Source organism: Mesonia aquimarina, from assembly GCF_003667275.1.
Classification (GTDB): Bacteria; Bacteroidota; Bacteroidia; order Flavobacteriales; family Flavobacteriaceae; genus Mesonia; species Mesonia aquimarina.
The window spans coordinates 1-24,611 of the sequence record NZ_RCNV01000010.1 but is presented as its reverse complement, the minus strand read 5'-3'; the positions used below and the strand labels follow the sequence as shown (position 1 = coordinate 24,611).

Annotated in this window: 18 protein-coding genes and 1 riboswitch; of the genes, 8 read left to right on the top strand and 10 right to left on the bottom strand. The window is 33.0% G+C overall.

Annotated features, from left to right (window positions below; all coding sequences use genetic code 11):
- Positions 1–90 precede the first annotated feature (90 nt).
- Entirely contained in the window at positions 91–1,665 is a 1,575-nt protein-coding gene (locus tag D9R05_RS12310; protein ID WP_121667531.1) for an NAD(P)/FAD-dependent oxidoreductase, read from the bottom strand.
- A 306-nt stretch (positions 1,666–1,971) separates the two neighbouring features.
- Here D9R05_RS12310 and D9R05_RS12305 point away from each other — a divergent pair, with 306 nt between their 5' ends.
- Positions 1,972–4,098, top strand: coding sequence for a Tex family protein (locus tag D9R05_RS12305; protein ID WP_121667530.1), 2,127 nt, complete (start codon positions 1,972–1,974; stop codon positions 4,096–4,098).
- A 239-nt stretch (positions 4,099–4,337) separates the two neighbouring features.
- Here the strand turns inward: D9R05_RS12305 and D9R05_RS12300 are convergent, their stop codons facing one another.
- The gene (locus tag D9R05_RS12300; RefSeq protein ID WP_121667529.1) at positions 4,338–4,613 is read right to left on the bottom strand and encodes a hypothetical protein; all 276 of its coding nucleotides are present in this window, start codon (positions 4,611–4,613) and stop codon (positions 4,338–4,340) included.
- 51 nt (positions 4,614–4,664) lie between these two features.
- A riboswitch (SAM-I-IV-variant riboswitch) is annotated at positions 4,665–4,762 on the bottom strand.
- Positions 4,763–5,079: 317 nt separating this feature from the next.
- Between D9R05_RS12300 and D9R05_RS12295 the strand changes: the two genes are divergently transcribed.
- Positions 5,080–6,150, top strand: a complete 1,071-nt coding sequence (locus tag D9R05_RS12295) for a transporter substrate-binding domain-containing protein (RefSeq protein ID WP_121667528.1) — start codon at positions 5,080–5,082, stop codon at positions 6,148–6,150.
- Between the two features lie 168 nt (positions 6,151–6,318).
- On the opposite strand, the gene D9R05_RS12290 is transcribed toward D9R05_RS12295, so the two are convergent.
- Both D9R05_RS12290 and D9R05_RS12285 read right to left on the bottom strand, forming a co-directional pair.
- Complete coding sequence (locus tag D9R05_RS12290; protein ID WP_121667527.1) at positions 6,319–8,805, bottom strand: zinc-dependent metalloprotease; 2,487 nt, start codon at positions 8,803–8,805, stop codon at positions 6,319–6,321.
- Positions 8,806–8,872: 67 nt separating this feature from the next.
- A complete protein-coding gene (locus D9R05_RS12285) occupies positions 8,873–10,321 on the bottom strand; it encodes a hypothetical protein (protein ID WP_121667526.1) in 1,449 nt (482 codons plus the stop codon).
- 152 nt (positions 10,322–10,473) lie between these two features.
- Here D9R05_RS12285 and yiaA point away from each other — a divergent pair, with 152 nt between their 5' ends.
- On the top strand, positions 10,474–10,932 hold the full coding sequence (gene yiaA, locus D9R05_RS12280) for an inner membrane protein YiaA (protein ID WP_121667525.1): 459 nt from the start codon (positions 10,474–10,476) through the stop codon (positions 10,930–10,932).
- A 5-nt stretch (positions 10,933–10,937) separates the two neighbouring features.
- Here yiaA and D9R05_RS12275 read toward each other — a convergent pair whose 3' ends face one another.
- Entirely contained in the window at positions 10,938–11,501 is a 564-nt protein-coding gene (locus tag D9R05_RS12275; RefSeq protein ID WP_121667524.1) for a hypothetical protein, read from the bottom strand.
- 420 nt (positions 11,502–11,921) lie between these two features.
- On the opposite strand from D9R05_RS12275, the gene D9R05_RS12270 reads away from it, so the two are divergent.
- Complete coding sequence (locus tag D9R05_RS12270; RefSeq protein WP_121667523.1) at positions 11,922–13,013, top strand: hypothetical protein; 1,092 nt, start codon at positions 11,922–11,924, stop codon at positions 13,011–13,013.
- A gap of 62 nt (positions 13,014–13,075) precedes the next feature.
- Here D9R05_RS12270 and D9R05_RS12265 read toward each other — a convergent pair whose 3' ends face one another.
- From D9R05_RS12265 to lysS, 3 genes are all read right to left on the bottom strand, one after another.
- Positions 13,076–13,654: a hypothetical protein gene (locus D9R05_RS12265; RefSeq protein WP_121667522.1), complete on the bottom strand. Its 579-nt coding sequence runs from the start codon at positions 13,652–13,654 to the stop codon at positions 13,076–13,078.
- Between the two features lie 71 nt (positions 13,655–13,725).
- Positions 13,726–14,433 carry a hypothetical protein gene (locus tag D9R05_RS12260; RefSeq protein ID WP_121667521.1) on the bottom strand — a complete coding sequence of 236 codons (708 nt, stop codon included), beginning with the start codon at positions 14,431–14,433 and terminating at the stop codon, positions 13,726–13,728.
- A gap of 137 nt (positions 14,434–14,570) precedes the next feature.
- The gene (lysS, locus tag D9R05_RS12255; RefSeq protein WP_121667520.1) at positions 14,571–16,265 is read right to left on the bottom strand and encodes a lysine--tRNA ligase; all 1,695 of its coding nucleotides are present in this window, start codon (positions 16,263–16,265) and stop codon (positions 14,571–14,573) included.
- Between the two features lie 143 nt (positions 16,266–16,408).
- On the opposite strand from lysS, the gene D9R05_RS12250 reads away from it, so the two are divergent.
- The 3 genes from D9R05_RS12250 (at position 16,409) to D9R05_RS12240 (ending at position 19,057) form a co-directional block, all read left to right on the top strand.
- Positions 16,409–17,527, top strand: coding sequence for a T9SS type A sorting domain-containing protein (locus D9R05_RS12250; protein WP_121667519.1), 1,119 nt, complete (start codon positions 16,409–16,411; stop codon positions 17,525–17,527).
- Positions 17,528–17,750: 223 nt separating this feature from the next.
- Entirely contained in the window at positions 17,751–18,449 is a 699-nt protein-coding gene (gene lipB, locus D9R05_RS12245; RefSeq protein ID WP_121667518.1) for a lipoyl(octanoyl) transferase LipB, read from the top strand.
- 71 nt (positions 18,450–18,520) lie between these two features.
- Entirely contained in the window at positions 18,521–19,057 is a 537-nt protein-coding gene (locus tag D9R05_RS12240; RefSeq protein ID WP_121667517.1) for a hypothetical protein, read from the top strand.
- Between the two features lie 64 nt (positions 19,058–19,121).
- On the opposite strand, the gene D9R05_RS12235 is transcribed toward D9R05_RS12240, so the two are convergent.
- Positions 19,122–21,593, bottom strand: a complete 2,472-nt coding sequence (locus tag D9R05_RS12235; protein WP_162984979.1) for a hypothetical protein — start codon at positions 21,591–21,593, stop codon at positions 19,122–19,124.
- Between the two features lie 71 nt (positions 21,594–21,664).
- Positions 21,665–22,264: a ribonuclease HII gene (locus D9R05_RS12230; protein WP_121667515.1), complete on the bottom strand. Its 600-nt coding sequence runs from the start codon at positions 22,262–22,264 to the stop codon at positions 21,665–21,667.
- A gap of 98 nt (positions 22,265–22,362) precedes the next feature.
- On the opposite strand from D9R05_RS12230, the gene D9R05_RS12225 reads away from it, so the two are divergent.
- Positions 22,363–24,324 (top strand): putative porin, encoded by a 1,962-nt coding sequence (locus D9R05_RS12225; protein ID WP_121667514.1) that lies wholly within the window; start codon positions 22,363–22,365, stop codon positions 24,322–24,324.
- The last annotated feature ends 287 nt before the right edge of the window (positions 24,325–24,611 follow it).

Genomic DNA, 24,611 nt, shown 5'->3' with positions numbered 1-24,611 from the left:
ATAATTCCGAAGAAATGAGGTCTGAAGATAAAAATTCTTTGTTGCTTGCTTTTAGTAAACGAAGAAAATCTTAGGAGGATTTTAGGAAAATTAAGAAGGATTTTGTGAAGACGAAGCTAATTTTTCTACAATTTTATCTACACAATTAATCCCGTCTATTGCTGCTGATATAATTCCGCCGGCATAACCTGCACCTTCTCCGCAAGGATATAAACCTTTAATTTCTATATGTTCTAAAGTTTCTGTATTTCTAGGGATAAGAATAGGCGATGAGGTTCTACTTTCGGGCGCATGAAGTACAGCTTCATTGGTGTAATAACCTTTCATTTTTTTACCGAAAGCAACAAAAGCTTTTTGCAAACGACGAGCGATTAATTCGGGTAAAATTTGATTAAGATCCACGGAAACAATTCCCGGTTGATAAGAAGTTTTCGGGAAACCTTTAGATACTTTTCCTTCCACAAAATCGATCATACGTTGTGCGGGGACTTGTTGAGTTTTTCCGGCAGCTTCCCAACAAGCTTGTTCTACCTGTTGCTGAAATTCTAAACAAACAAAAGGATTGTCCTTTTTGTATTGAGGTAAATTATCTGGCGAAATACTTACGACAATACCCGAATTAGCATACGGGTTATTCCGTTTACTAGGGCTCCAACCGTTTGTAACCACTTCTTCTTGATTGGTAGCGCAGGGAGCAATAATTCCGCCGGGACACATACAAAAAGAATACACACCCAAACCTTCAACTTGCTCTACCAAACTGTAGGAAGCAGGAGGTAAATAAGGGTTGTCATCGTCACCGTGGTATTGAATAGAATTTATTAATTCTTGCTGATGTTCTACTCGAACTCCTAAGGCAAAAGGCTTTGCTTCAATTTTAATTTTTTTATGATGTAAAAGATAAAATATATCACGAGCAGAATGTCCTGTAGCTAAAACCACATCTGTAAAATGGAACCAGTTTTTATCGTTAATTTCAATTGATTTTATTGCCTGATTTTCTAACTTTAAATCTGTGAGTTTACTATTAAAGTGAACCTCGCCGCCAAACTCAATAATGGCTTCACGCATGGCGGTAATAATTTTGGGAAGTTTATTGGTGCCAATATGTGGATGCGCATCAACTAAAATATCTGGATCAGCGCCAAAATGAACAAACCATTCAATTGCTTTGAGCACATTACCGCGTTTTTTAGATCGGGTGTATAATTTACCGTCGCTATACGTACCTGCGCCGCCTTCGCCAAAACAATAATTAGATTCTGGGTTTACAAGTTGCTCTTTATTTATTTTAGCTAAATCTCTACGTCGAGAACGCACATCTTTTCCACGTTCAAAAATAATGGGTTTTAGTCCAGCTTCAATAGCTCTTAATGCTGCATACAAACCTGCGGGACCAGCGCCTATAATCGCAATTTTTTCTGCTGAATGAACGTTTTTTGGAATAAATGGCGGAATTTCTTTTCTATTTTCTCCTTCTAACCAAAATTCTAATTGTAGATTGAGCTTTATTTGTTTTTGGCGAGCATCAATAGAACGTTTTCTGATGCGCCAATCCTTAATTTCTGAAGATTTTAACTTCGCTTTTTGCAGTCCGCGCTTTAAAATAAATGCATGATCATCTTTTTGCTCGGGTAAAATAGAAATTTGTATCAGCTGGCTCATCGTGCAGCAAATATAATCGAAATGATTTATTTTCGATTAAAAATTATTGTTGTCTGGTAAAGAACCAAGATCGCTTCGCTTTTAGAATCAAGAACCAAGACTTGATTGTAATTAATTGATAAACAGTAGTAAAATTATTTAGCATTATTTTTTTGCAACAAGCAAGATACCATATTTTATAAATTCTTGAAATTCAATAGTAATTGTTCTTTACGTTAAACCAAGAAATTCTATGTAGACATTAATGATTAAAAATTATTAAGCTTACGCAGAAGCCTAAAACCTCATAATTTTTATCTTAGCAGCATGCAAAACATTTCTTTTATACAGGCGCAAACTGGCTTGCCTAAACAATCTATTCAAAACACCCTTCAATTAATTTCTGAAGATTGTACCATTCCTTTTATGGCACGTTACCGAAAAGAACGTACCGGAAATCTAGATGAAGTTCAACTCGAGCAAATTATAAAAGCAAAAACTACTTTTGAAGCGCTTGAAAAGCGAAAAGAAAGCATTTTAAAAAGTTTAAAAGAACAAGAAGTACTTACTGAAGATTTAGCTGAAAGCATTCAAAAAGTAAAGGAGTTAACGGTCTTAGAAGATTTGTATTTGCCGTTTAAGAAAAAGCGTAAAACAAAAGCCGATTCAGCGCGAGAGCAAGGTTTAGAACCGCTCGCAAAAATTATCATGGCACAAAATACTACGGATTTAAATACTGTTGGGAAGCACTATATCTCAGCAAGCATAAATTCTGCCGAAGAAGCTTTAGAAGGGGCGCGCCATATTATAGCCGAATGGATTGCAGAACGAATTGATATTCGCAACTATATTCGTTTTCAACTTGAACGATTTTCAATTTTAAAAACGAAAGTCGTAAAAGCAAAAAAAGAAGAGGAAAAGGCGCAAAAATTTCAAGATTATTTTAAGTGGGAAGAACGTTTAGCGCAACTACCTTCCCATCGATTTTTAGCGATTCAACGTGCCGAAAATGAAGGTTTTATTAAAGTGAAAATTGCGTTAGATGATGAGCGAATTCTGGAAAAAATTGCCCAAAAAATTATAAAAAATAGTGTTGATACTGCAGAAGAAATTCAGCTTGCCATAAAAGATTCATATAAACGCTTATTGTTGCCTTCGCTAAGTAAAGAAGCTTTGCAAAATGCGAAAGAAAAAGCCGATGATGCAGCGATTTCAGTTTTTGCTAAAAACTTAAAGCAATTGCTGCTGGGTTCCCCATTGGGAGAAAAGTGCGTATTAGCGATTGATCCCGGTTTTAGAACAGGTTGCAAAGTGGTTTGTCTAAACGAAAAAGGAGAATTAAAACATAACGAAACTATTTATCCGCACGCACCAAAGAACGATCAAAAAGGAGCGATTAAAAAAATAAGTACATTAACCGAAGCTTATAAAATCGATGCTATTGCACTAGGAAATGGAACCGCTTCCCGAGAAACAGAAAAGTTGATTCGAAGAATTCGGTTTAAAAATGATATGCAAGTGTTTGTGGTGAGTGAAGTCGGGGCTTCTATTTATTCGGCTTCTTCAGTTGCGCGCGAAGAATTTCCGAATTATGATGCAACAGTTCGTGGTTCGGTTTCAATAGGGAGACGTTTGCAAGATCCTTTGGCAGAATTGGTAAAAATTGATGCGAAGTCAATAGGAGTAGGGCAGTACCAGCACGATGTAGATCAGTCTAAATTGCAAAGCGAATTAGACCGTGTGGTAGAAAGTTGTGTAAATTCGGTTGGGGTAAATCTAAATACGGCGAGCAAACATTTGTTGCGTTATGTTTCGGGGATCGGTGAAAAATTAGCTGAAAATATCATAGATTATCGTACTACAAACGGTGCTTTTAAAAGTAGAAATGAAATTAAAAAAGTTAGTCGTTTAGGGGAGAAAGCATTTCAGCAAAGTGCAGGTTTTCTTCGAATTAAAAATGCTGAAAACCCTTTAGATGATTCAGCTGTGCATCCGGAGCAATATTCGGTTGTCGAAAAGATTGTGAAAGATGAAAACAAAACTGTTCCAGAATTAATAGGGAATAAAACTGCCTTAGAAAAAATAGACCTTCAAAAATACTGTACGTCAAAAATTGGCTTACCGACTTTAAAAGATATTATAACTGAATTGGAAAAACCAGGACTTGATATTCGTGAAGAAGCGAAAGTATTTACCTTTAATCAGAACATAAAAACGATCGATGATTTACACGAGGGGCAATTATTACCGGGAATTGTAAATAATATTACTAATTTCGGTTGTTTTGTAGATATCGGAATCAAAGAAAGCGGACTTATTCACGTTTCTAATTTAGCCGATGAATTTGTTAGTGATGTAAATACACACGTTCATCTTCAACAACAAATTATAGTGGAGGTTTTGTCGGTAGATATTCCGCGAAAGCGTATTCAGTTAAAATTGTATAAGAAGTAATTATTATCCAGGTAAAGAACCAAGATTCTACGGTTGTCGGTAGGCACAGGCTTTGCTTTTAGAACCAAGAACCAGGAACCAAGACTTGATTCTAACTAATTGATAAAGAGTAATTCGGTTGTCTAAAAAGGTTGGAAAAACGTCATTCTGAATTTATCTCGATAGCTATTGGAACAGAATCTCAACTATACTAATTATTTACGTTAATTCAAGAAATTTTAATCGGACCCTAATAATAATTAACCCACACAAATTTCTATTTCATAATCTTTGCATTCACTTAAAATAGGAACAAAGTTTTTCCAGCTGGCAATAATTTGTAAGTAAATTTGATATAAATCTTTCTTTTGCAATACATGTTCATTCAATTGAATGTAGAGTCCCATTTTTCCCTGATCAACTTTTGTGAGTTTGCTGTGTATTTTTTTAATCTTTTTTTTGGATTTGTTTTTTTCTGTAAACGCAAATTGCTGATTGATTGCTGAAATTTCTTGTGGATTTAATGTTGGTTTCATTTACTAATGTTTTAAAAATTAAAACATTACGAAAACAAAGCGAATTAAAGGGAGTTGACATACTTTTCCTTTAGAAAGGCTCATTGTCTTAGCACCTTCGCCTGTTCTGGCAGGTTGCTACCCCATTCAAGAGGTTCGTAATGATACACCAAATGTAATAAAATAAACTTGATATTGAGGTATTTTTAAAAAATACTCGTTAAAGGGGATGTTTTCAATCTAGATATCGTTTTACCTTTACATTACAGATTAGTTGATTAATTGTTAAAGCTAATTTTAAAACCCTAGAGGTGTTAAGTTTTCAGCATGAAAAAGGTAATTACAAATCGGTTGTATTTTTTCTTGAAAGCATTAGCGTCTTAGGGTTTTTTATTTCTTCTTAAGTAGTTTTGTAATTAAAACTTGCAATTCAATTTGATTTCATGTAGTTTTTTCAACTATAAAAATTTTCTGAAAGCAAAATTATATGTCTGTCAAACCTTTTCTTTTTTTACTTGTTTTTGTAAGTTCTGTTATTGGATTACAAGCACAAGATTCAACAGAAATTACGCAATCCAAAAAATTGCAAATTGGTATTACTGAAACACCACCTTTTGTGATGAAAAAGGGACCGAATTTTACCGGTTTAAGTATTTCTTCTTGGGAAATGTTGAATGAAAATCTTTCCTATGAATATGAATACAAAGTATATAAAACCTTAGGCGATTTATTAACTGGTATAGAAAAAGGCGAAGTAGATTTTAGTATTAATCCGATTACCGTAACCGATAAACGGATGAATCGTTTAGATTTTTCGCAACCTTATTTTATTTCTCACACAGCGGTTGCAAAGAAAAAAGAATCTAAAGCGTGGCATTTTATTAAAAATTTATGGAGTTGGGATTTTATTTCGGCTATTTTACTTCTTGGAGGCATTATTTTTCTTTTTGGTGTTTTGGTTTGGCTTTTTGAAAGGAAACACAATCATGAAGAATTTGGCGGAAAAGGCTTAAGCGGTATTAAAGAAGGTTTTTGGTGGAGTGCCGTAACAATGACCACTGTGGGTTATGGTGATAAATCTCCTAGAACTACGGGCGGAAGAGTGGTAGGTTTAATCTGGATGTTTGTAGCTATTATTTTAATTTCCAGCTTAACCGCCGGTATTGCTTCTGCGTTAACGGTACAAAGCATAAATGATGAAATTAGTAATGTGCAAGATTTAGAGCGTTTTAACGTAAGTACGGTAGAAAGCTCAAGCTCACAAGAATTTTTAGACCTTTATAATATTCAACATTCAAAAGTGAAAAGTGGTGAAGAGGGCTTACAAGAAGTGGCCGATGGAAATACAGCTTTATTTATTTATGATGCGCCTATTCTAAATTATTTGATTCAGAAAAATGGCAAAGATGATGATCTTGAAGTTTTACAGAAGACCTTAAAGAAAGATTATTTTAGCTATGCTTTTCCAAAAGATTCTCCTTTATTGAAAAAAATTGATCCGGAATTAATTGGGCTATTGAAAACTATGGAGTGGAATACGATGATTAAAGATTTTTAAAAAAAAAGCTGTCTAAAAAGCCTATTTACGTCAACCTGAACTCGAATAACTACGTTGAATCTTCGATTTCAGGTTCTCATACAGATTTGTAGTTCAGTAAAATGAGATTCTGTTCCGATAGCTATCGAAACAGAATGACATTTTGATACTTTTTAGACAGCCTTTTTTTTACTGCTTCGGATTTAAAATTAAATCAATTCGCTTTAATAAATCTTTTAAATGATATTCAGTAATTGTATTTCTATTTCTTCTTAAACTACGCTGTAGCTCATTTTCTAAGCTTTCTAATTCACCTCTAACTACCGGGCGAATATCACTTTGGCTTACATTAATTGAACTTCTATTGATATAATTTCTATAACGCGCAGGAATTTCTTTTTGTTCATTTTTCATAAGATATTCCATTCTATCTAAGTAAGCACGCTGTAAATTTCTTCGGTAGGTATTGATGTTTTCAGTTGAACTTAATTCTTCAAAAATTCCTTCACGAAGTTCAGTCATCATATCTATCAAGCCATAGGCATCTTCGCCGTTTAAAGTTTCATTTTCAATTAAACGAGCCATTCGTCCAAACTCCAATAAATTATTTAGTGTTCTAACTTGGTATTGACGAACACGTTCTACACTTCCGTCAAATTCAATTTTGTTAAAAATTTCATTTTCGAGTAACCAATCCGGCGTTTCAAATAAATTTTCTTGTAAAAATTGCATTGCGCGCTGTTGTGTTTCTGTTGAAACGTGCGTGTACACCGCGCCTTCTTGATCGTAAGTTTTATAATATTCGTAAACACCGCCAATATTTGCCGTTACGTGACCCATATAACGATTGTATTGTGCTAAAACTTGCTTGTATAAATCGTCTAAATCTTCATAATCTTTTCCGTCTTCTTTGGTCCATTCAATGAGATTGGGTACAATACGCTTTAAGTTTTTAATTCCGTACATACTCGCTTTCATCGCGTCGTTTCCTAAATCTTCCGTTTGTGAACTCGGGTCGATTACGCTTCCGCTTTGTTGGCTTCCGAAGCGATAAATAGGATTGCCGGCGTGTTCAAGAATCCAATCGTCTAAGACTTCTTTTTCTTCTTTTGCCGTTTTATCAAGAATAGGTTTGTAGCCCCATTTTATCGCGTATTTATCATACGGACCAATATTTGGCATCAAAGCAACATCGCCGTCTTCCGGCTGAGCGATATAATTGAATCGCGCATAATCCATAATTGAAGGTGCAGTTCCATATTTTTTGGTGAATTCCGCATCGCGTAAATCTTCAACATCATACGCAACGCTGCTTCCCATATTATGCGGTAAACCTAAGGTGTGACCAACTTCGTGAGAAGAAACAAAACGAATTAATCTTCCCATAATTTCATCTTTAAATTCTACACCACGTGCATCTTCATTGATGGCTGCGGTTTGTACAAAAAACCAATTGCGCAATAAGGTCATCACATTATGATACCAATTAATGTCAGACTCTAAAATTTCTCCCGAACGCGGATCACTAACGTGCGGTCCGTTTGCATTAGGAATTGGAGAGGCTAAATAACGGACAACTGAATAGCGAACATCTTCCGGACTCCAATCTGGGTTTACTTCTTTTGTTGGCGCATCTTTGGCAATAATAGCATTTTTAAAACCCGCTTCTTCAAAAGCAACTTGCCAATCTTCAATTCCTTGTTTAATGTAAGGACGCCATTTTTCTGGAGTTGCTGGGTCTATATAATAAACAATTTGCTTTTTTGGTTCAACTAATTCACCATTTTTAAATTTCTCCAGATCTTCTTCGTTTACTTCTAATCGCCAACGATCTAAATAGCGCACTTTTTTACTTTTTTGTGCGTCTAATCCATAATCGGTTTGGCTTCTGGCAAACCACCCCACACGCTGATCGAAATAGCGACGCTTCATCGGTTCATTAGGAAGCAAAACCATCGAGTTGCTTAATTCAACAGAAATAGATCCGACACTTTTATTTGAAGGTGCTTTGCCGGCTTTGTAGGTTTTTACGTGGCGAACTTCAATATTTTTCGGATAACTTCTAATGGTATCTATATAGGAGCGATCATCATCTAAACTTGAGATTTTGTAATTTTCTCTTCTGGAATCTCTTATGCCTAAAGCTTGTACATCTTTCTCGAATAAATCGCTTACTTCAATAACTGAAGCATTATTCACTGAATCTTTATGAAAAGCCTTTATTGGGAAAGCATATAAAATTGGTTCAAAATTGGAGTTAACTACCGCTTCGTGGACCGGTAATGAATCTGCCGCTACAATTTCGTGAGAAACCACACGCAACAAAATACGGTCGTTTTTCTTTTGCCAACGTAATACCTGCGTGTTTTGTTTTCCGCCACCAAAACCTAAGCCGCTTGCAGTTTTTGCAATTCGCGTAACCATAAGCATTTCTCGGTTTAAGAGCGAATCTGGAATTTCGTAATAGTATTTCTTGTCAACTTGATGAACGCTAAAAAGACCTTCGTCGGTTTTTGCTTCATCGGTGATTACTTTTTCGTAAGCTTTTATATCGCCGTCTTTTTTAGAAGACTTTTCTGCTGAATCTTCCTTTTTTTGCGATTGGAAAATTGCACAACTGGACAGCAAAAGACAAGCAGTAAAAAGCGATAGTAGTTTTGTTGGATTTTTTGTCATAATGATACCTAATATTTGGTTATTAGTATGACTATGATTTTTATAAATAGTTTAATCTCTTTTTAGGTTAGGTGTTTAGTAGCGAAAGTGTATTTTCATACAGAGAAGACGATGGCTTTTCTATTTTGGTGTGGAGCCAAGCATAAAAGCAAAGGTTAAACACATCTTCTTCTTTTTCACTATTTACCTGAATTTTTTCGCACTTCTTTTTTGCCTTTGAAATTTTATCGTCATAAAAATCTTGTAAGGCTTCTACAAATAAAATCGGCTTGCTTTTTTTGTCTGATTTTAGTTGTGGAAAAAATTTTCGCTTAAAGGATAAAATGCGCGAGGAGAAAACATCTAATTTGTCGAGTTCAATTAGTAAAATTAATTCAATAATATTTTTCTTGAAGACCCAGATCCAACCATATTTTTTCTCGTAATATAAATCTGATTTTTTTAGTTGAAGAAATTTTTTATAGGCTTCTTTTATTAGATTTTGCTGAATATAACAGGTAATTAAAAACAAGTCTCTAAAGAAAGAATCGTCTTCATAATTCTCTAAAATAGCAATTGCTTTTTGTGCTTGATTTGTAAAGTTTAATTGATAAGCTTCCAGTAAAATAATATCTTCTTGAAAGTGTTTGTAGAATTTGTTGTTGTTTTCTTTTAGGATGGATTTTACATTTTGTAAATACTGTTTAGAATACTTGAAATCTCTTTTTCGAAAAGCAGCATAACTCATAATTACCAAAATTTCTACGTGATAAAATAGGTGTTTTTGACTGAGGTGCTTTTTATGGTCAATTTTCTTATAAAGCGATTCTAAATAAGGAGAGATTGAAAAATAATTGGTTTCATATTTTCCTTGAACATGAAAAATTTTGAAGAGTTTATTTAAAGATTTATAGCTTAAATGTTTCGAAATTTCTATTTGATGTTTTGCAAAAGCAGTCTTAATAAGATCATCTATATTGGTTGATGATCTTAGTTGCTGTTGAATTTCAGCATAAGCCAAATTTAAGCGAAATTCCATTTCTACTTTATTGAAATTTTCTTGTGCCCTTGTTGAAATTTCTTCAAAATTAATCGAATTAGAAAAGTGGCTATTTTGTAAAGCGGTAGCATAAATCTCATTGAGAATCGGGTAAAGTTCAAATGCAATTGCTTTTTTTTCAATTCGCCAAAGTAGTTTAAAACCTAAATTATACATCTTGTGTTCAAAAAATATTCTAGCGGCAAGGAAGCCTTTAAGAATTTCATTTTCAATTGAATTTTCTTTTTCAAAACCTTTTTGAGCAATAAAATCAATTAAATTGTCTTGCAATCTTTTGCTTAACGCATAAAAGGCATTTCGATTATCGGTTGTGTAAAACTTATTTAATTCTTCCTCCGTGTTTTTTTTAGTTGCTAAAAGTTTAAAAAGTTCAATATTTTTTGTGCTACTAATTTTATTTTTCTTCAGCTGAATTTTCTTGAATTCTTCTTGCTCTTTTTTAGTGAGTAGATGTATACTGTTGATTAAATCATTCAAAATATCGTAAGATTATAATTGTTTAAACCATTGAAATATAAGTAAAAATTATAAATACTTTTTTAATTAAGTCATAAGAAATTATTTGAAACTGTATTTTCTACTATTTCTTTTGTTTTCATTTTTGACTTGTAAAACTAAAACAGTTGATTATGGAAAATCAAGAATTTTTATCGGAAGAAAAAAAATCAAAAGAAAGTAATTCTACTTTTGAATCCGGCAAACCCACTCCGGCATTTGTAACTGCATCTTGGATTGCCCTTTTTGTAGGTATGGCTGCTTATTGCATTGGTTTATGGAATGCAGATATGTGGCTAAATGAAAAGGGATACTATTTTGCAATTTTAATTTTCGGATTATTTTCTGTGATTTCGGTGCAAAAAAGTGTTCGCGATAAACAAGAAGGAATTCCGGTAACCGAAGCTTACCACGGGTTAAGTTGGTTTACAAGTTTTGTTTCTATCTTACTTTTAATTATTGGTTTGTGGCATGCAGATTTAGCCTTAAGTGAAAAAGGCTTTTACGGAATGGCTTTTACCTTAAGTCTTTATGCGTCTATTAGTATTCAAAAAAATGTACGAGATTTGCGACTACATAATCAAAAAAGGTAACACGTTTATTTTAAAGAGGGTAAAATTTCGCCCTCTTTTTTAGTTGATAAAAGTCTATAATTAAATTTTGGAGCATAATATTTTTCGAGGAAAGTTCGGTTCCAAAAATGTTTTTTACCTAAAAAGAAGGGATCATTTACCATAAAAGTCGGAATAAAATGATACCATTTAATTTTACGTAATTTAAAAAAACGTTGTACTTCTTTTTCTAAGCCAAGTTCTTTACAAGCAATCGATAAAGCGTGTCGCTGGCATTTTGAAGATGTATAGTTATTAGCGATTTTTGGTTGAAATCCATAAGCGTAAAGTTGATCTTTAATGCGTTTGTAGTTTTGAAACCGCGACCAACTATCCATAAACACTAAAAAAATATGCACAAAAGCAAACAGAAAACAGCTCCACCAAAAAGCAATAAGAAGACTAGAATTCTGCAATTGCGCTTTTTGTAATTGTTGCCAATACAGCATACTTTCTGCAATAAAAAGTCCCTGTGAAGTCAACAGCCATTTGCTTACTTCTAGGTAAGAAGTAAAAAGCGAAGGTTGTTTAGGAAGGTTTTGCTTTTCCATCTCCCTAAGTTAGAAAAATAATTTTAAAGCTAGTATGTTATAATGTTTTTTGATTTAAAACTCAATCACAAGCATAAGAACCACCCATTAAAAAAAGACTTACATCAATAGCTTTATTAGTAACTATTTTAGAACAAGTTTCCATGGCTTGATTAATACAACTGTTAAGATGGTCTTCTGTTGCTTTAGTTAATCATGAGTTATAATTTGGTAATTACTATAAAGTGTATATTGCTTGGGCAGATAGTTTTGACCAACTTTTAAGCTATTTGTTTTCTAACAAATGGTTTTAAATTTTCTGTGCGAGTAAAGCTAACAACGTCATCATAAATTATGAAATGGTGTTTAGAATGACAATAAAAATATAAGGTGTATTTATGGATAAATTATTATCTTTCCAATGAAACTACACTAACTATTATGAAATTATTAACCACATTGTTCATCATAATACTAAGTTTGCCTTATCAAACCTATGCTCAAGAGCTTAATACTGTTGAAAAAGACTCCACCGTATTTCCTTATGTTTTACCAATTTGGGGGCAAAAAGTACAAGATAGAGGTATGGCAGATCAATTGCAATTACCTTTCGGAGTTAATCTTAATTACGTTAATTCTTATATGGATTTAGAGATTACCGAATTTGGATTGTCTTTAGGTGATCGTGATTTGTCAAATATTGTTAATCTAGAAACCTTAAATTTTCAGCAAGTAAGTGCAACAACCAATGGTATAAACTTAAGAGCCGATGCTTGGGTTTTACCTTTTATGAATGTCTATGGCTTATTTTCATCTGTAACAGGTGGGACACAAGTGTCGCTGCAACCCACATGGAAAGATGCAACAGGCGAAGTTATTTTGCAACTCCCAGAATTTTCTTCTAATGTTGGTTTTAATGCCTTAACCTATGGTTTTGGTACCACTTTAATATTTGGGTGGAATAATTATTTTTTAAGTACAGATTTTAATTATTCTCGTACAGATACCGAATTATTAAAAAAGCAAGTTGGCTACGGAACCTTATCTGCTAGAGCCGGATATCGTATTAAATTGTCTAACACCAACAAAGATTTTTTTGTTGCGCCTTATTTAGGGGTGATGTATAGAGATTTTATTGGAGCTGAAGGAAATACTGGAGATATAGGTTTAGATGAAGTGTTTCCAGATTTGGATGCAACCTTTAATGAAACAGTAGATGCAAAAATAGCAAATAATGAAGAAATTATTAATGATCCTAGTACCAGCGTAACCGAAAAAATTAAATTGCAAGCACAAAACCAAGCCTTGAAAACAATTGAGAATACTGTAAATGAGAGTGGAGTTTTTTCTACAGAAGTAGATTATACAATACAAAAAGAACTTGTGCAGACGGTTACTTTTCAGATAGGGTTGAACTTACAAATAAATAAAAATTGGATGGTAAGAGGAGAATACAGCCTTTCTGATAATCAGCGTTTTCTGCTAACAGGTTTACAATATCGCTTCGGAATAAATAAAAAAGGCATAAAATAGTATCTAATAGTTAAACCTTATTTACATAGATTGTGGTATAAGTGTCTGTGTTGAGTTGAAATTCAATCACAAGCATAAGAACAACCCATTAGAAAAAGACTTACATCAATAGTTTTATTAGTGACTTTTTTTAAACAAGCTTCCATGGCTTGATTAATACAACTGTTGGGATGGTCTTCTGTTGATTTAGTTAAGTAATCATGAATAACAGGTAAAACATATTTATATATCATCTCCACATAATCGTTCTTATAGTTTTCTTTATCAGAAAAAGAAATTTGTCCTCTTAACTCTAAAGGGGCTAAAGGTGATTCTTTATTGTCTATAGAAGATGTAAAATGAATTTTATTGTTTTTAATAAAAATTTTACTGATTAAAATTTTTTTGTTAGGAATTTGTTTATGTGTTACGGTATAGGTTCTTCTAGCAATTTTTTCCACTTCTAGTCTAGGTACGTCATTGTGAGTTAGGTAAATATATCCGTATTTTGACGTCTTAATTCTATTGTGTTTTTTGCCAATAGCAACTTCTATTTCTCCCGGATTGATAACCGCTTTTCCTTGAAGTCTGAAATCTGTTGAATCGTTTTGACCTAAAGCTGATAGGGAGATAAGAAATAGCAACCAAGTGAACTTATACATAAACTTATTTTTATTTCCTTTGAATTTATATATTTTTTTAGTCATTAAATAAATCTAAGGTATCAACTTCTTTATAGCCATGGTGCATAACCCCCCCCTTTTATAAATTGAAAATGTTTTTTCCCGTATACCAAAGCTATTTTTTTTAGTTTAGACTCATAAACTCGCTTTTCAATGGTATCGTTTCTAGTGTAAACAATAATTTCATCTGTGCGGACTTTTGGAACGGTTTCGCAATCATATTCTTCTAAATAGTCAGTTTTCCAATCACATTGGGTTAATTTTATAGCGCCGTATTTTTTTTCATAAATCTCAATTAATTCATTCATAGGAATGTCTACGAGCATGTCTTGGGGGGTTATACCTAAATTTTCTTTACTTTGTGAGATATAATTGTTATTTCTAATTGCTTTTGGAATAGATTTGTTTTGCTGATCTTTATAGTCACTCATATAAATTCCTGTGATTTTCCGTGTTTTTCGTGTCAACGTGTCCATTTCCTTGGGAGAAAAAGATGTAGAATCTTGTAAGGCTACACTTTCATAAAAAACAGTATACCCTTTTTTTCGGAGTTTTTCTAATTTGGTTTTTACATCAGCATAAAATTCAGGGTGGTTAATATGAACCATCGGGAAAAGTACTAGCGTTTTTTCTTTTTCTTGGTTATAAAAAACTTCTGTCTTTACTTTTTTTGAAGTAAATAATTCAACCAAAAGCTTATTACAAGAAAATAAAGTACAAGTAATGAAAATTAAAATAAGAGGTCTAACATATTTCATGCATTATATTTTGAAAGAAAACTATTTTGGAATTTAAAAGTAAAAAATAAAAAAGGAACCACTCCACTAAGAAGGGTTCCTTTTTTACTATCGTATTGAGAAACTTCTCACTACTAACTACTCATAGCTAAATACCATTATTCATCCAACTCCACAAATAAACCATCGTCGGTTTTGTTTACAGTCGCGAGATTATGTTTACGTAGTCCTTTAATGGCTTTGTCCCACTTTTTATTGCTAAGTCCGGAGTTCCCTTTTATGGTTTCCAATTTTTGTGGAGATTCTTTCTTTAAAATGTCTAAGACTGTTTTTTCTTCTTCCGTTAAATCTATCTTTTTACGTTCCGGTTTCATTTGTGGGAAAAACAACACTTCTTGAATGGATGGATTATTGGTTAAAAACATGATTAAACGATCCATTCCTATTCCTAAACCAGACGTTGGAGGCATTCCGTATTCTAAAGCACGCAAGAAATCTTGATCAATAAATTCGGTTGCTTCATCATCACCTTTTTTAGATAATTTTAATTGCTCTTCAAAACGCTCACGCTGATCGATCGGATCGTTTAATTCAGAATAAGCATTGGCAATCTCTTTTCCGCAAACCATTAATTCAAAACGCTCTGTTAACTCCGGATTGTCTCGGTGTTCTTTACAAAGCGGACTCATTTCTTTTGGATAATCAGTAATAAATGTGGGCTGAATGTAGTTTCCTTCACATTTTTCACCGAAAATTTCATCGATTAATTTTCCTTTTCCCATGGTTTCGTCAACTTCCAAATCCATTCCCAAAGCAGCTTCTCGAAGCTCCTCTTCAGATTTTCCGGTAATATCAAAACCGGTAAATTCTTTAATGGCATCGGTCATTGTGACACGTTTGTACGGTGCTTTAAAATCTACTTTGTGCTCGCCAAATGTGGTTTCAGTTGTACCGTTTACTTGCATCGCACAATGTTCTAAAAGTTTTTCGGTAAAATCCATCATCCAATTGTAGTCTTTATAAGCTACATAAATTTCCATTACGGTAAATTCCGGATTATGCGTTCTATCCATTCCTTCATTTCTGAAGTTTTTTGCAAACTCATAAACGCCATCAAATCCACCAACAATTAAGCGTTTTAAATATAACTCGTTTGCGATGCGTAAATACAACGGAATATCTAAAGCATTGTGATGTGTAATAAAAGGTCTTGCTGCAGCACCTCCAGGAATAGACTGTAAGATTGGTGTTTCAACTTCAAAATATCCTTTTTCGTTGAAGAAATTTCGCATGGCGCCATATAACTTGGTACGCTTTATAAAAACCTCTTTCACTTTAGGGTTGACCGCTAAATCTGCGTAACGCTGACGGTAACGCATTTCAGGGTCATTAAATTTATCGAACTCTTTTCCTTCTTTATCAATTTTAGGTAACGGAAGCGGTTTTAAGGATTTGCTCAATAAAGTAAACTTTTTTACCATTACAGTTTTTTCGCCTACTTTGGTGTTGAATAACTCTCCTTCAATCCCAATAAAATCACCAATGTCTAATAATTTTTTATAGACATCATTGTATTGGGTTTTATCTTCTCCCGGGCAAATTTCGTCACGATTAAAATAAACTTGAATGCGTCCTTCAGAATCTTGTAATTCGGCAAAAGAAGCTTTTCCTTGAATTCTTCTAGACATTAATCTACCGGCGATAATAACCTTTTTTCCTTCTTCGAATTCCTGTTTAATCTTAGCAGAAGTATGATCTAAGGGAAACAGATCTGCAGGATACGGATTGATGTCTAATTTTCTAAGCGAAGCTAATTTTTCTCTTCGTACAAGTTCTTGTTCAGATAATTGCATAAGTCATTTCTATTTTTAGAGGCGCAAAGATAATTACAAAGAAGTTAGCAATCAAAAAAGCAAGGAAAAGCTTTTTAAATAAATAGCGAAGTAGGAGTTTTTTTAGTTGATTTGTTTTATATATAGAAACGAAAACCAATATCATGAAAAAACTATTACTATTATTTAGCCTAATGGCTGTAAGCCTAACATTTGCACAAGTAACAGCAAGTGATGCTACTTTAACTATATGTGAAATAAATACAGATGGTTTTGCTACATTCGATTTAACGCAAGCAGATAATGATGTGTTAAACGGTCAACTGACCACAAATTTTCAAGTGACTTATCATGTTACCAATCCAGATGCTCAAAATGCGGTAAATCCAGTATTACCAACATATACAAATACAACTGCTTTTAACGAAATGTTATACGCTCGAGTAGAAGAGCTAGGGAGTGGTAATTATGCGATTTCTAATCTTTTTCTAGAAGTTGCGGAAGAAGTTACCGTAGATCCAGCACCAGATATGGCAGGATGCGGAAATCAAGGTTTAGGAACGTTTGATCTAACATTGAATGAAAGTGCTGTTTTAGGAAGTCAAAATCCATCTGAATTTGAAGTGAGTTTTTATGGAACTTTAGCTGATGCTAATGATGGAGATTTTGAAATTGCAGATCCTACAAATTACGCAAATGTTTCTAATGGTCAAATCGTTTATGTACGCGTAGAAAGTACTAATTCAAATTGTTACGCGACGACTGATTTTATGCTTTCTGTTGTAGATTGTACCCAAGATTCAGATAGCGATTTAGTGGTGACTTCTACAGAAGATGTAAATAACAACGGAAATTTAAATGATGACGACACTGATAGTGATGGCATTCCAAACTATTTAGATGATGACGATGACGGCGATGGGGTATTAACCGCAGATGAAGATTACAATCAAAATGGCGACCCGACTGATGACGATACAAATTCAAACAGCGTACCCGATTATTTAGAAGATAGCGTAGCGCTTTCTACCGGAAATTTTGAAGCGATAGATTTTTCAGTATATCCAAATCCGGCAAGCGAAATTATCACAATTCAATTAAGTAATGCTGAAGTTGAAAAAATGCAACTTTTTGATATGAACGGGAAATTAGTTAAGGAATTTCCTACTCAAAACGCTTCGGGAAAACAAGAAGTTTCCATTTCAGAATTTTCTACCGGTGTTTATTTCTTGAAGATTTCAACTAAAACAAAAACTATCATCAAAAAACTATCGATTAAATAAAAAATAAAACTCGTTTACCGAGTGAAGGTGATTTGTTGAAAGAGGCTGTCTGAAAAATCTGCTTTTGTCAACCTGAACTTGTTTCAGGTTCTCATAATTTTTGTATTTCCGTAGGATGAGATTCTGAAATAAATTCAGAATGACGCTTTTTAATTTTATGGAGAGCCTCCTTTTCATATCCCACTAATAATAATTGTAACTTTGCAGTAGCAAATTATTGGTGATGAATAAAAAAATTGAAGTACAAGAATTAGGCGTTAAAGACTATAAGGAAACTTGGGATTTTCAAGAAGAACTGTTTCAGGCTATTTTACAAACCAAAATTAAAAATAGGAGAGAAGAGCTTGACTTGCCAACGCAAAATCATTTACTTTTTGTGGAACATCCGCATGTTTATACCTTGGGGAAAAGTGGCGATTTTAAAAATTTGCTATTGAATGAAGCCGAACTAGAAAAAAAAGGCGCAACCTTTTATAAAATTAATCGTGGTGGCGATATAACGTATCACGGTCCTGGCCAAGTAGTGGGTTATCCTATTCTTGATTTGGAAAATTTCTTTACCGATATTCACAAATATTTACGCTTATTAGAAGAAATGGTTATTTTAACTTTGGGCGAATACGGTTTAAAAGCCGAACGAAGTAAAGGTGAAACAGGCGTGTGGTTAGATGTAGGTACGCCATTCGCTAGAAAAATTTGTGCCATGGGCGTTCGCGCGAGTCGTTGGGTAACCATGCATGGTTTTGCGTTAAACGTAAATGCTGATTTAGGCTATTTCGACAATATTGTTCCTTGTGGAATACAAGATAAAGCAGTTACTTCCTTAAATGTTGAATTAGGGAAAAAAGAAATACCTGTAGCTGAAGTAAAGGAAAAACTATTGAAGCATTTTATTACCTTATTTGAAATAGAATTAAGCTAAAATATTTTTGGTTTATATGCTAGAATGTTATAACTTTTTCAGATTCTAAGTATTAATTAAATAAATGAATTATGAAGAAGTTTAAAAATTTAATCATTCTTACTTTACTCGTTTCACTATGCGCTTGTTCAAACAATGAAGAAGAAGCTAAACAAGATAATTTTGATTTAACAGCTGCAAGTTTTTCGGTTTTTGAAGAGAATACAATAGGTGTTTTTGATGACAATAACGAATTTCATGAAATAACTCCTCAACAGTTAGAAGATTTTTATCAAAAAGTTTTAGAAGAAGAGAGCTTATCAATTGATGAAATTACAATTGAAGAAACTCTTGATAATAATGATGAGCTTCTTTATTATTTATTAGTAGAGAATGAAGAAGGAGGTATTAGAATTTCATCAGACTTAAATAAAATAGGACCTTCAAGTTTTTCCTTAAAAGAAGGTTTATGTACGTGTAAAACTTTTGATTGTCGTGAAACCGGATGCAAACTAAAAAAAGCAGGCGATAGTTGTTTTTGTACTTCTTGTGAAGGAACTTGTACAAAATATTCTATACAAATTCCTGAACCAAATCTACATCTATACTTTAATTTAAGAGCAAATTAATTGTAAGTGAAATTCAATTGGGTTTTTTTGTACAAATGTGAAAAAGCCCAATTGAATTCATAGTTTATTCCAGCGAATAAATCAGAATGCTATCTTCTTCCCCTTGAACGCAAAATTCTAAACTTCCGCGGTTGTCTAAATTTGCTAAACTAATTGCAGAATTTCCGTAAACAGGGAAACCGGAAAGTAAATTAGCATTGCTGTCAAATAAATACACCTTGCTCGCTTGCGTGTCGGTAATGCTGATGTAAAGTTTATTATTGATGTAAAATATTTTTGGTTCGGTATAAAGACCAAAATCAAGCTCTACTTTTTTACCTTTAATAGTGAGCAGGTTTTCAGAAAAACTCACTAAGGTTTTTGCTGTAGCATCTATAGTATGGGCTTCGGCAAGATCTAAATTTTTTGTGCTACTTTTTCCGTTTTCTGTAATCTGAATCAATTTTCCATCTTTGGTAGTTGAGGTAAATTTAGAGTCATATAAAAACCAATCATTTTCAGATAAATTTATCTTTTGATCAACTTTCACTCTAGTTTTTCCAACGCGATTTAAAATATGTAAATCACCATTATTTTCAGGAATTACAATATAATCTTTCTTACCAATTCTAATATGTTTTGGTGTTTGTGAAACATCGCTTTTCGTTTTGTTAAAGGTAAATCCTTTTACTTCTTTCCCTTCCTTATTATACATACTAAGTTTATTTCCACGAGTAACAATAAAGCGGTATTTGCTGTTATTGTCGTAATCAAAAACGGCGAGTGGTTGCGTAATAGTTTCAGAAAATTCTTTAGGAAATGGTTTTACCGTATCGCCATCAATATCAAAAAGGTAAAAACTATTTTGAGTATTGAAGACGAGTTGAATTCTATTATTGTTATAGATATCCATTTCTTGAATATCACCTAAAATTCTTCCGTCTAATTTTTTCTTCCAACGTAAATTTCCGCTGCCATCATAAATATAAAGTGTATTAGAAATTCCTTGTACTGCTATATTTTGATTGTTAGTACGCCAATTTGTTACAAAAATAGGTCGCGTTGCCAATTCTTCTTCTAGTTTAATGCTGTTTAATTGGGCGCTTCCGCCGGTTTTTTTAGTTGCTTCGGCTTTTTCAATTAACAGGTTTACGTGTGCAAAATCTTTATCATACACAAATTGTAAAGCACTTAATTGATTGCCGGTTAAAGCTAATTTTTTAAAATCGTTTTGATGTTTTTCGGCAACACTTTCGGCTAGTAGGTTTTTTATATTCTCGTTTATTCCTATAAATAATAAAGAAGATTCGTCACTTAATTTTTCTCGTGTTGCTTGGTAATATGCTTGATTTCCCAAAATGCTTCGGTTTTGGTAATTGGCAATAATATTTTCGATAGTTTGTTGGTTTTCGGCAAAAACAAAAAAGTGATCGATTACAGCATAAAAGTTTAATTTTTTCTGTTTTATTAACGGATAAAAAGCGGTATGGAAAAAATTAGGACTAGAAAATTCGTAAATAGAGATTCCTCTAAATTCATCTTTTAATTGCTGACTTGCTAAAAGTGCATCTTGGGTAATGCTATTGTCGATTGAATTTAAAATTACCGCAGCTTTTTTGTTGGCATAAATAACGCCAATTTCTTGAGCAGAATTTAATAGAGCTTCATTTTCTAGTTCGGGAACGTCTTTTTCGCGAAAGCTTGAAATATTTTGACGTAAATTTTCGTATTTTCTGTAGGTAAATGAATAAATTCCTGAAGCGTTTACAGGGGTAATATCGGCAATTTCATTAGTTTGCGCTTTCGTATTTTTAAAAATATTTAGCACTCTGTTCTCTTGTGTGTTTGCTTTGGAAACTCCATTCAACTGAAGACTATTTTCTTCAATTTGAATATCTAAAGCGCTCCAATCAGAAAAACTGGCTAAATAAGCCGATGATTTTTTAGGGGTTAATTCTGCGTAAATTTCACCTAAGCGGGGATGATTTATAAATAATGCGGCATTATTATTTCCGGCAACTGCATAGATTTCTGTAAGCTGCGGATCTTGTGGAAGTTTATTATTGTGTACTCTAATAATATTTTCTAATACAATTTTGGAGTTACTAAAAATAAACTTGTCATTTAATTTTGTCCCATAACCTACTTTGTTTTCAAGGGTGTATTTTTGTACTTCTTGTCCGTCGTAGGTGAAACTTTCTACTTTTTTATCGGTAATAGAATCGGTTTTTACAATTGTAGGCCGGTGTGCGGTAATTAGTGTAAATCCGTATTGATCTCGCCCGTTTTTTGTATAGCAAAGTAAGCTTTCTTGGTCTAATTGAATGTGATTTAAGAGAAACAAGTTTTTAGAAAAAAACTGAATTAAATCGATAGATGCGTTTTCTTGAACAAGTTTATTTTCTTGTATGTTTTCTCTAAAAGCATCTAAATTGTCTGTTTTTAAAATTGCAGCTGTTTTTGGCGGCACAAAATTGAGCAAATCAGACTTTTTTTCTTGCTGATTGTCGCAAGAAAACATAAAAATAACGATGAGGTAAACTAGAAACTTTTTCATAAGCAATATTTCAAATATAAGTGTATTACAACCTTTTTTATGTTAAACAAAAATAAAAAAAGCAGTAATAATTAAAGGTCTAAAGAAAGTTGATCTGGTAAAAGTTTAAAACTTTGACGGTGATATTTTGTGGGACCGAAATTTTTTATGGCTTCGCGATGCGCTTTTGTAGGGTAGCCTTTGTTTTTTTTCCATTGATATTGCGGAAATTCAGCATCAATTTTTGTCATAAATTCATCGCGATGTGTTTTTGCTAAAATAGAAGCCGCTGCAATATTCAAATATTTACCGTCTCCTTTAATGATGCATTCATGTGGAATTTCTTGAAATGGTTTAAATTTATTTCCATCAACCGCAATATGCTCCGGCAAACACTTTAATTGTTCAATCGCTTTGTGCATTGCCAAGATAGAAGCATTCAGAATATTTATTTCATCTATTTTTTTCATCATTATATGTGCCACACCAAAACTGAGCGCTTCTTGTTCTATAACTTCCCGAAGTGTGTTTCTGTTTTTTAGTGATAATTTTTTTGAATCATTTAAGACTTCATTGCTAAAATCTTTCTTCAAGATAACAGCAGCAGCAGTAACTGGTCCGGCAAGACAGCCTCTTCCGGCTTCATCGGTTCCGCACTCTAATAAATTGGTATTATATTGAAGGGCTAACATACGCCAAAGGTACTATTTTGAAGCTATGCAAAGAATAGATAATAATCAAAATTTACATTCATTAAAAAATTATACTTTTGTGGCAGTTAATTTATGTAATGAAGAAGTACTTATTTCTACTCATATTAATTGTTCTGCCAGCTGTTTTGTTTTCGCAAACACTCAGAACAAATCAAAACGGGAACACTCGTAATATCAATAATCAAGATGATAATAAAACGGTAGTAGATAATCGTGAAAAACCCCCGATTGAAGATTATAAAATTATATCGGTAGAAAATGATACAACTTATGTAGATACTACTTTGAGTATATATAAGGACTATAAGTATAATTATTTGCGGAAAGATAATTTTGAACTGTTACCATTTACCAATGTTGGTCAACCCTACAATCAATTGGGGTACTCTTTTCAAGATGTTTCTTTATTACCGGATATTGGTGCGCGCGGTAAACATTTTCCGTATTACGAAGTTGATGATATTCATTATTATAATGTACCAACACCTTTAACGGAACTCTATTTTAAAACTACGTTTGAACAAGGACAAAATGTAGACGCTTTTTTTACTACTAATATGACGCCGCGTTTAAATTTTTCAATCGCGTATCGTGGTTTGCGTTCCTTGGGAAGATATCAGCACATATTAGCTAGTCAGGGGAGTTTTCGTTTTACCATAAATTACCAAACAAAAAATAACCGTTACGATTTAAAAACACATTTTGTCTCACAAGACTTAAGTAATGAAGAAAATGGGGGCTTAAGTCCCCAAGCAAATCAGCAATATAGTTCTGGTGATGATGAATTTGACGATCGATCTGTTCTTGAAGTTAATTATGAAGACGCCGAAACTTTATTATTGACAAAGCGTTTTTTTCTGAAGCATCACTATAAGGTACTAAAAGGAAATGACTCAACAGGAAATAATCAATTAAGAATCGGGCATCAATTAAATTTTACAGATAAAGAATATAGCTTTACCCAGGAAACGGCTTTTGCTGGATATGGTAATACATATGAAGATACTTCTTTACGAGACGAAGTAGAATATCAAAGCGTAGCCAATACACTTTACGGAAGATATCAAAATAATATCTTAGGAGATTTTACTTTTAAAACTCGCTTTACAGATTATAATTATGGATACCGTTCTAAATTAATATTAGATGACGGAGTAATTCCCAATAGGCTCACCGGAAACTTCTTATCAGTAGGAGGCGCTTATCAAAAAAGAATCGGCGGGTTTAATCTTAAGGCAGATGCGATGATCAATCTCAGCGATGAATTTTCTGGCAATTACATCAAAGCAAAAGCAGATTATAAGTTAAATGAAAATTATGCTGTTGAAGCCGGCATTGCCGTAAATTCCAGAGCCCCTAATTTTAATTTCTTGCTTTTTCAGAGTGATTATGTTAATTACAATTGGAGAAATACATACGATAATATACAGTCTCAAAATATAAGTTTGACATTAAATGCAAAAAAAATAGCCAATATAGAAGCAGATTTTACACAGATTAATAATTATACTTATTTTGGTTTGCGTGATAATATAGCTGAAAATACAGAGGCAGATTCTTTAGTTACACCATTTCAATATGGAGAAAATGTAAGCTATGCAAAATATAAGTTGAAGAGAAAATTCACATTAGGGCATTTTTCGTTAGATAATACTATAATGTATCAGCAAGTATTAAACGGAAAAGATGTCTTTAGAGTACCCGATTTTGTGACTCGCCAGGCGCTTTATTATGATAATCATTTTTTTGAGCGAAATCTTTATTTGCAAACAGGATTTATTTTTAAATACTTTACATCTTATAAAGCGAATGCTTACGATCCTGTTTTAGCAGAATTTTTTGTTCAAAATGATTATGAGCTAGAGGGTTTTCCTTCCTTAGACTTTATTGTGAATGCAAAAATTCGTCAAACGCGTATCTTTTTTAAGTTAGAAAACGCTCAATTTTTATGGAATCAGAATACAAGTTTCTCATCACCGATTCATCCTTCCCGTGATTTCTCCCTTCGATTTGGTTTAGTTTGGAATTTCTTTTTGTAGGATTTTCATTTGTATAGATTGACAATCAACGGATTGCTTGTTGGGGTTAAAAAACTTTTAAATTTTCATTAAAAAAGTTTGTTTTGGGAAGAAAAAGGGTTGTATATTTGCACCCGCAATTGCGCTAAGCGGTTGTAAAAGTTCATAGAGGGATCGGGATTATTTGGAAGTGTTTATTTGGTTTTAAGGAGCTAAAAAAAACTTTTAAAAAAAAGTAAAATAAAAGCTTGTCAGATTAAAAATAAGTTTTACATTTGCACCCGCAATCGCAGATAAGGCGATTGAAG